8 protein-coding genes and 1 tRNA gene are annotated in these 8621 nt (G+C 49.5%); 4 read left to right on the top strand and 5 right to left on the bottom strand.

Annotated features, from left to right (window positions below; genetic code table 11):
• Nucleotides 1-1254 (top strand): sulfatase-like hydrolase/transferase (locus VGA08_00065; protein HEX9679008.1); only part of this gene is annotated, 1254 nt, incomplete at its 5' end.
• Between the two features lie 346 nt (nt 1255-1600).
• Here VGA08_00065 and VGA08_00060 read toward each other — a convergent pair.
• Nucleotides 1601-2575 (bottom strand): hypothetical protein, encoded by a 975-nt coding sequence (locus VGA08_00060; protein HEX9679007.1) that lies wholly within the window; start codon nt 2573-2575, stop codon nt 1601-1603.
• Between the two features lie 379 nt (nt 2576-2954).
• On the opposite strand from VGA08_00060, the gene VGA08_00055 reads away from it, so the two are divergent.
• Nucleotides 2955-4208: a valine--pyruvate transaminase gene (locus VGA08_00055; GenBank protein HEX9679006.1), complete on the top strand. Its 1254-nt coding sequence runs from the start codon at nt 2955-2957 to the stop codon at nt 4206-4208.
• Between the two features lie 10 nt (nt 4209-4218).
• Here VGA08_00055 and VGA08_00050 read toward each other — a convergent pair whose 3' ends face one another.
• Nucleotides 4219-5367, bottom strand: a complete 1149-nt coding sequence (locus tag VGA08_00050) for a hypothetical protein (GenBank protein ID HEX9679005.1) — start codon at nt 5365-5367, stop codon at nt 4219-4221.
• 448 nt (nt 5368-5815) lie between these two features.
• On the opposite strand from VGA08_00050, the gene VGA08_00045 reads away from it, so the two are divergent.
• Nucleotides 5816-5890, top strand: a tRNA-Asn gene (locus VGA08_00045).
• A 224-nt stretch (nt 5891-6114) separates the two neighbouring features.
• On the opposite strand, the gene VGA08_00040 is transcribed toward VGA08_00045, so the two are convergent.
• The gene (locus VGA08_00040; GenBank protein ID HEX9679004.1) at nt 6115-6426 is read right to left on the bottom strand and encodes a YdeI/OmpD-associated family protein; all 312 of its coding nucleotides are present in this window, start codon (nt 6424-6426) and stop codon (nt 6115-6117) included.
• 224 nt (nt 6427-6650) lie between these two features.
• Between VGA08_00040 and VGA08_00035 the strand changes: the two genes are divergently transcribed.
• Entirely contained in the window at nt 6651-6944 is a 294-nt protein-coding gene (locus tag VGA08_00035; protein ID HEX9679003.1) for a YggT family protein, read from the top strand.
• 367 nt (nt 6945-7311) lie between these two features.
• Here VGA08_00035 and VGA08_00030 read toward each other — a convergent pair whose 3' ends face one another.
• Both VGA08_00030 and VGA08_00025 read right to left on the bottom strand, forming a co-directional pair.
• Complete coding sequence (locus tag VGA08_00030) at nt 7312-7749, bottom strand: hypothetical protein (protein HEX9679002.1); 438 nt, start codon at nt 7747-7749, stop codon at nt 7312-7314.
• A gap of 460 nt (nt 7750-8209) precedes the next feature.
• Nucleotides 8210-8621 (bottom strand): glycosyltransferase (locus VGA08_00025; protein ID HEX9679001.1); only part of this gene is annotated, 412 nt, incomplete at its 5' end.

The raw sequence follows: 8621 nt of genomic DNA, 5'->3' as shown, positions 1-8621 counted from the left end.
TTGTTCGAGTCCACCGGCAGCTACCTGCCGTGCTGGTTGGAGGAAGCTGGTTACAGCACCATGCTGGCCGGCAAGTACCTCAACGAGTACCCCTTCGGCCAACCCAAGACGTTCAAGCAGAATCTATACGTCCCGCCGTGTTGGACAGAGTGGTACGGCATGAACTATGCCAAAAGTTCATCTGAGGATCCGGTCATTCCCGGTTCCGGCGGGTTGCTTTACCAGCGCTACCTCAACCACGATGAGATCGTACTCAACCAGCACGGCCGCGTCCGGTTCGTCCAGTGGCGCTCGAGTAACGACAACCCCTACCTAGAGGCCGGTAAAGCCGATGGTACCAGGTCTATGGCCAGGCCCAGCGGCGAGGTGACGAGAGAGAAGAAGGTCAAGTCGGTCTACGCAACTGATGTCGTGACCAACCGAACCCGTTCGTTCATTCGGCGCAAGTCAGAAGCCGGCCAGCCGTTCTTTGCCTTCGTAAGCATGTATGCTCCCCACATGGGCGCGTACCCGCATCCAGCCGACGCGTTGGATCCGGTCGACGTTTGCGCGCTGAAGCCCGGCCTGGCCGACAGGCTCCACGGAGGCGCGCCCGAATTTCTGACAACTGGTGATAACACCTTTTGGTCAGACACTCCGTGTGATCCGGCTCGCCGGTTCTATGGTCAGCCTGCAGATCAGACGAACCCCAACGATGTCGTTGGCAATCAAGTGATGGCTCTTCGCCGGGTGGATCGCGCTGTCACCCGGATAGTGGACGAGCTCAAGGCCGCTGGCACGTTTGACAACACCTACTTGGTGTTCATGAGCGATCAAGGCCTGACATGGGGCGAACGAGGCATGCTGGCTTCCAAGCAGTGGCCGTACTCCGAGGCAATTCGGATTCCGTTTGGCGTCGTCGGGCCGAGCATCCAGCCTCGGTTTACCAACGCCGTCGTGAGCACGATCGACCTGGCACCAACCATCCTCGGTTGGGCTGGTACTTCACAAAACGACCACGTCTTTGACGGAGTCGACTTTGGGCAGTACCTACACGGCCTTGGCCCAAAGCCACGAGCCGCCATTATCGAGATGCCCAGAAAGCTCATCAAGGGCCAGTTGTTGTTACCGGCTTGGGTAGCCACCTGGTCAGTGGAGTTCCACATCGTCGACTACGACGCGCTGGACCCATTGACTGGAAACGACAACCGGGAGGTCTTCGACCTCCACCTCGATCCGTTCGAGACCAGAAACCTCTGGTCCCCAGACAATTGACCATCAAGAGGTCTGCCGTTCGAGCTGTTTTAAGCTCGGGCACTATATGGCAGGCCTCTTAAACTTTTATCTCAGTTTATTTGGGCAAAAATGTCCGTAAGTTTATCTAATGATTCTACAAGTTCGGGAATAGTGCCAATATTGTTATTACCATAGTCAGCTTCGTTTTGGGTAGTCAGTAAACACATAGTGGATTCCTTCTACGACAACATCAACTATGTACTTATCCTGACCTAGAGCGCCACCTTCAGCTTTGTAGAGTGTCTTGTCATATTTTGTGTTTTGCTTCAATATTTTCGTCTTCCATGCACCTACTCGGGTTAAAGTTTGTAAAGTAACCGCAAAGTTATAGCTGCTTCACAGTCTTAGCAACATTAGTAAACTGCGCCTGAGTTATAGTTTCGTGATATTTGCTTACGCTGTCGCTTTCTTGATCTGTGCAGGCTCCAGTGCCTTGTAAATCTTTGGAATATCCAAATCCGATACCTGCCAGTTTGTTGTCGTCAAAGGGTATTAGAGACAGAAGTACATAAGTTATGTCTACACAATCTAATTTTTCAAAAACAACGTAGTCCGACTTGTTATCTAGCACTTGTAAATATTGCCCATCTTCCAATGAATTAACCTCTCGCCCATAATCAGTAAATCCTGGTCCAGAATAGCTATAGCCACTGCCTACACCCCCTGTATTTTTATAATCAGTTGTGTCCACTTCAGCCTTTATTGTCGAAACGTTGCTGAACTTAATTTGATACTCACTGCCAACAATAGCAGGTAAGCCTGAACGTTCAGATAATGAAACTTCTCCCCATTCCTCCGGATAAGCAAACGAAAAACCGAGCTCCTCGTTGTTGTACTCTATATATCCATCAGGAATAGACGTCTCTTTTTTCTCATCCTCACTAAGTTCTCTTGTAAACGTCTCGCCGCCGGGCACACTGCACTGTTCGGGGTAGCTCTCAGCTACCGGATAGCCAGCGTCAACGCAATCCTCGTACGAAGAAATAGTCGCGGTTGCCTGGTTGGTGTCCTGGTTGGTGTTGGCGTCATCACCGAGTGCAAACCAAACCCAAGCCAGCGCTCCGCCAACCACCAACAAGATCAGCAATATCAACATTAGTATCCGGCTTTTACTGTGCACGTTTCCGGTTACTGTTTCCGATTGGTGCGATTCGGCCGCTTGATCTGGCGGCTCAAGTGACTCGGTCATAACCGGAGGGGACTGTTCTTGATTTTCTTTAACTGGTTCACTAGTCGCCGTACTGGCTCCGTCAACAATTTCTTCTGGGTCCTGTTTTGGTGTTGGCTTGTCATCATCCATAAGCACAATTGTATATCAAACAACCATTGGATTAGTAACTAAAAGATTCGGTTCACACCGAGTTTGAGCCGACTTAAAGGAATATTTGGCATATACCATATTTCAGATAACAAAGATTTAGCAGATAGCAGAGAACATTTGACCACACCATCAATACAAGTTCGGTGCGGGGTAGGCATTAATTTCAGCAACTTGTCATTTAATAGTCCAAAACACGGCTCATTCATACCTGAGCCGTATATTTTACTAATTCATCAATGAAATCCGAGCTCTGCCGGTTTTATTGATACCTCTTCGGGGGAGAATCACGAAGCCGCTAGGCGAAGTCTAAGGAGGGGGTGTCCCCCTCCTTACAACGCTAGTGCGTTACAATATGCGGATGAAGCTATCCAAATGGGGCCAAAAGATCACCGCTGATTCCGGCATTCTCAAGCTAATGGATGATCTGGGCAAGGCCATGTCCGGCGGGTCGGTCACGGCTATGTTTGGCGGCGGCAATCCGGCTCATATTCCGGCTGTCCAAACCGCGCTTAAGACCGAGCTAAAAACCATTGCCAATTCTGACCAGCTAAGTACCGAGGCGTTGAATAATTACGACACACCGCAGGGTAACACCAAGTTCATTAAGACTTTGGTCAAGTTTTTAAACGAGCAGTTGGATTGGCCAGTAACAGCAGCCAACATTGCCGTCACTCCCGGCTCGCAAACCGGATTCTTTATACTGTTCAATTTACTAGCCGGCCAAATGGCCAGTGGCCGCCGGCACATTCTCCTACCGCTGGCTCCAGAATATATCGGCTACCTCGATCAGGGTTTGTCTAATGATATGTTTAAGGCTGCTAAGCCGGAGATCGAACTGATAGGCCAGCACGAGTTTAAATATCACGTCGATATCAATTCGCTCAAAATCGATGACAGCGTCGGCGCCGTTTGTTTGTCTCGCCCGACCAACCCGACCGGTAATGTTATCACCCACGGCGAGCTGACATCCGTTCGAAAACTGGCCGGCAAAAAAGGCGTACCGCTCATCATCGACTGCGCTTACGGCCTGCCGTTTCCTGGCATCGTAGAAGATTTAACCGGATTGGATTGGGCTCAGGATTTGGTTGTCAGCCTTAGCCTGTCAAAAGTTGGCCTGCCAGGAGTTAGAACTGGCATCTTTATCGCCCGGGAGGATATCGCGGCCGCTATCACCAAGACGACGGCCATAGTGTCGTTGGCTAATCCCAATATCGGCCAGTTGTTAGTCGAACCAATGCTAAAAAGCGGCGAGTTGCTGCGGTTATCACGCGACATCATCAAGCCCTACTATGCCGACAAAGTAGCTTATGCTCGCCGGGCGTTTTCAAAAGCGTTTGACCCGGATTTGCCTTATCGTATCCACAAACACGAGGGTTCGTATTTCTTCTGGCTTTGGCTCGATAAGCTACCGATTACCACCAAGGAGTTGTATCAGCGGCTGAAAAAACACGGCGTCATCGTTGTTCCCGGCGAGTATTTCTTCCCGGCTTCAATGCACGGTTGGCCCCACGCCCGCCAATGTCTGCGGCTAAACATTGCCCGGCCAAAAGCCGAGATTGACACCGGCTTTGCCATCATGGCCAAAGAAATCGCCAAAATTTACGCTCGCTAGACTCTTTAAGCTAGCTCGACGACGCTTTGCCAACCGCGGCTGATTTGCCAAACATCGACACGATCATACCTAGTCCAATAACGGTCGTGGCCAGCCGGACCGGCAGCCCGACGTAGGGTAAGATTCTTAGCCCGTAGTAAAGCAGCAATCCGACCAGTAGCGCTAAGTAGGCATGGGGCTTAAAGTTCTTACCCCAAAAGTACTTAAAGACTGTCAGCCCGACGCTGTAGGACACGAAGATTTTAGCAAGATATATCGACACCAGCCAAGCAATCAGTGTCAATACGCCAAGCGGAATTCCAAAAATCGTCACGAACAATATGATCGCCGCCGGGACGGCCGCCAGCCACGCTACTGCGCCCCAACCGGCGGTCTGCCAAGGCTTTTCCATAAATTTCTGGTGTGACTTTTTAAATGCCCGCGGCGCTAAGACCATCATCACGCCGCCCACTAAGGCCGCCGCCACATAAGCCCAGGCAGAAAAACCGATTGCCACGTTGCGCAAAAAGGTCTCGGCGTTGATATTCAGGCCCCGTCCTTCGCCCTTTATGACCTCCCCCCTGACGATTCCGCTGATGGTTGGTTCGTTTTCTGATTGGTATTCCAAATCGCCGCGGATAACCGCATTTTCATCAATCGTGATGTTTGTGGCTGTAATCCGCGCGGTTTTGCCAACAGCGCTATTAATCCGGACGGTATCAACCGCCGCCGTCACCCCGCGGTCAACCGGCCCGCTCAAACTTAATAACCGGCCGCCAAACACCAGTCCGCCGTCAACTTTGCTGGTAGCGTCAATACTGAGCTCATTTCCGCCAATGCTCACGCTATCACCAATGTCCGCCCCAATCAGGCTGATGTTGTTGCCGCCGGCTCTTAGGTCGTCCCGAATCGTACCAGTTACTTCAATCGTGTTCGCGCCGGCAATCACGTCGCCGTTAATCGTCCCGCTGATAGTCAGGCGTTCGGCCCCTACGTAAACGTCGCCGTTAATCGTCCCCTCTATTGTTACTGCCTCGCCGGCCGCAAAGAAATCGTCATTGATAACCTCATCCGCCCGCACAATTACCGTGTCGTCGGATTTAACCACGGCAAACACCGGCAAGGCCGTCAGACCAGCAACAAATACGACTACCATTAACATGCCTACTAACTTCTTCATATAAATCGCCTCCAGTTCAATATAGATACTTTAACAGAAGATGTCCTGGATATTAGAGTCATAGCTTTATTTACTATTCTTATGATTAGATAATACCTGTTAAAGCGTTTACTGCCCGGGTTATTGTCGTTATAATCCCCTTGTTCTTTCATTCCGGGGTAGCTCTCCGCCAGCTGGCGGAGGTAGAGCGGATAGGGTAACTTATCGGTATGTTTACGGTCTATGCTATATATAATCGTGAAGTCGGTAAGCTGTATATAGGCCAAACGGTAAACTTACCGTATCGGATGTACTTGCATAACACCCACGCTTTTAAAGGCTACACATCTCGGTTTAAGGGTAGATGGGAGTTGATTTATGAAGAGTCGACTGCCACCCGCTCTGAAGCACTTCAGCGAGAGAAACAACTGAAGAGCTACCGAGGACGGGAGTTCGTCAAAGCCCGTATTCCGGGGTAGCTCAGCGGTAGAGCGGGGCGCTGTTAACGCTTAGGTCGGAGGTTCGAATCCTCTCCCCGGAGCCAAGAAAATGGACTGTCTGTTGACGGTCCATTTTCTTGCCCAGAGAAGGGATTCGAACCGTACTTTTGCGCTAGCAAATGAGGTTCGCGAGGAGGGAGTAACGCAGAAACTTGTTTCGAGTAACGGACCGACGGAATAGTCCGCCAGCTGGCGGACGTCATCCTCTCCCCGGAGCCAAAAAGAAACAGGGACAAATGTTCCTTTTTTTTTATGAAGTTACAATTTATTAGGACTTCTTAGATTTCTTACCGACCACCCACTTTTGAGTGGCACTCATTGGTTTATCCGTACGATGTACACACCCGACCCAGCAACACGGCCGGCGCTGGCCTTCCGCCAGCTCTTCAGCCGTTCTTCTGATTCTGCGCGCCCTTGTCTCAGGCTTTTTGGCATCTTCGACCCAGCAAACGAACTCATTGCGCGCCAGCGGGGTAATGTCTTTCCAGGCCTTGAGCACCTTATCATCCCCAGTCAAAGTCTTCTTTAAATCCGCTGGCATTTTATGCACCACTCCGCCAGATATAGTTTTTACAGCCATGAGTTCATACTACTCCAGGCCGCATATTACTATCAACCAGCCGCCACAGACGTTGTATTTCCCAAATGAAAATTGACTAGTGTCAAGTTAGCTTGATACAGCCTATTGAGGGCTTAAAATAATACTCCACAAAAGCCCGAGGGTTTAAATTGACAAATTTAAACTGCAAAATCACTGATTTTGCTATAATGAGGCCATAAACAAGGAGGGGTGTCTATATGGACATGTCAATTATGTTAAGAAGGCTGGTCGATTGGATAATGATGTTCGTCGCCGCCATCATCAGTTTGCGCTTTATTTTGCGGCTGTTTGATGCCAACGCCGACAATGGGTTTGTGGATTGGATCTATCAAACCTCGGGGGAGATTCTCTCTCCGTTTAGGAACATCTTCCAATCGGCTGTATTAGATGGCGGTTTTGTTATCGACTTTACCGCCCTGTTCGGTTTGGTGGTATATGGCCTGGCCGGTCTACTTGCGGTCAAGCTCATAGACGCCTGGACTCCCAGACACAAATAAACTGCCTGGGGTCAAGCATTATAATCGGCTCATTCGGCCTGTTTGAGCCGATTATTTAATAGCCCTGTAAATTAAAGATTGCTATATAACAGGGTTAAGATCTTCCGTAACAATAGATCTTATTCAGTCTCTATGGGCATAAGGAGAACAGAAGAAGCAACCTGAAGTTAAAAGCGTCTCGGAGCGAGGATGTTTGAGGCTAGTCTTCTCTTGACTTGTTGCCAGTGGCAAAAGTCAAAGATAAAGGTGAACCGAGTTTCGCAGCTCAGCTTTGAACTTACGGTTGCCCTATCTTGTCTCTACGCGCCCAGGAGCTTGCCCTACTTGGCGGTCCAAGTAGGAAAAATGTCACGGGGGAGAAGCCAAACTAAACTTTATCTTTTATAATTTTCAGCCGTCCGATAAAAGCTTTGGCCGCTGCTTCAAGTCCCAGTACTTTCAGTGCCCCCACTAAGACGTACATTTCGTCTATTTGCTTGGTAGTCGGTTTACCGACCGATTCGACTTCAGAAAACCGTTGGCCGATTAGGCTAACCAGCCATTTTTCCTGTTCTGGTCTGACCTTACCCTCAGGACCGTCTTCATCCTCTTGCTTGTTGACTTCCAGTGAGCGAGCGGATTTGTTCCGCTTGTTTAGATGCCCGCGGGCTATCAGATTATCGATGTGGGTAGCCACAGTGCTGACCGACCGATAGCCCAAACCTTTTTGGATCTCGCGGTAACTCGGGCCAAAACCGTGTCCGGCAATAAAATTGCTGATAAAGTCCAACAGTTCTTTCTGTTTCTTGGTCGGGCGCATGGTCATGGTTTTATTATAGAACACACTCAGAACATCTGGTTGTATATTGGCTTTTATTCCCCGGCCCCCGCATCTTAAGTTAGTAGTTAGTAGATGGTAGATAGCAGCTAGGGGTTTATTCTATCGGACATCTGCAGAAACTGATGAAACAGACCGGTTAAGCAGCGTCTAGGGCCGAAGCCTGTCTGACGAACGATTAGTGAGGAGTTCTGCAGGCCAGCTGCTAAAAGCGGTCTGCTTCAATCACTGTTTTGAAGCCGTCCGAGGTTTTGGCGCCACCTTTACGATAAAGGTGGCAAAATACCAGCCCTGGTAAGGGCAAACCAAGCCGCCTAAAATGCGGCTACCGAAATTTTTCATTCCTCTTCTAAAATGAGTTTGTATCGCTGCCTTTAGTGATAAATTTTTTCCTCAAATATTTAAATTTTCTAAATCTGATTTAAATCATATTTAAATCAGATTTTCCTTAAAGTCCGCTAATCAACTCCGTTATCTTTTCTCTAAACCTCACCGCTGAAAATTTTTCCGCCGCCGCGGTTAAGTCCGCGGCCTCAAACCGGCTCGATTTAAAAGTTTTTAACGCCGACTCAAGCGACTTAACGCTCTGTTCGTCAAAAAATATGCCGGTCTTGTTATCTTCAATAATGTCTTTGCTGCCCCCGCCGCGAATTGCTATGACCGGACAGCCGGCAGCCAAGGCCTCAACGGCAGTAATGCCAAAATCTTCTACCCCAGGTGAGATTAAGGCTTCGGCGTGCCACAAAGCTTCGGCCACCTCCTGATCATTAAGATCGGTGTAAAATTCTACCGATGGCCCGGCCAAAGACGTAAGATAATCATGTTCCGGCCCGCGACCGATAACCCTAAGCAGCCGGCCC

The organism is Candidatus Saccharimonadales bacterium, from assembly GCA_036397795.1.
Taxonomy (GTDB): Bacteria; Patescibacteriota; Saccharimonadia; order Saccharimonadales; family DASWIF01; genus DASWIF01.
The sequence above is the reverse complement of the archived record's forward strand: the minus strand, read 5'-3'. Positions and strand labels throughout refer to the sequence as shown.

Bases quoted from the DNA above. Each gene is read 5' to 3' on its own strand.
- VGA08_00060 (HEX9679007.1), bottom strand. From the start codon at position 2,575: ATGGATGATGACAAGCCAACACCAAAACAGGACCCAGAAGAAATTGTT.
- VGA08_00055 (HEX9679006.1), top strand. From the start codon at position 2,955: ATGAAGCTATCCAAATGGGGCCAAAAGATCACCGCTGATTCCGGCATT.
- VGA08_00050 (HEX9679005.1), bottom strand. From the start codon at position 5,367: ATGAAGAAGTTAGTAGGCATGTTAATGGTAGTCGTATTTGTTGCTGGT.
- VGA08_00040 (HEX9679004.1), bottom strand. From the start codon at position 6,426: ATGGCTGTAAAAACTATATCTGGCGGAGTGGTGCATAAAATGCCAGCG.
- VGA08_00035 (HEX9679003.1), top strand. From the start codon at position 6,651: ATGTCAATTATGTTAAGAAGGCTGGTCGATTGGATAATGATGTTCGTC.
- VGA08_00030 (HEX9679002.1), bottom strand. From the start codon at position 7,749: ATGACCATGCGCCCGACCAAGAAACAGAAAGAACTGTTGGACTTTATC.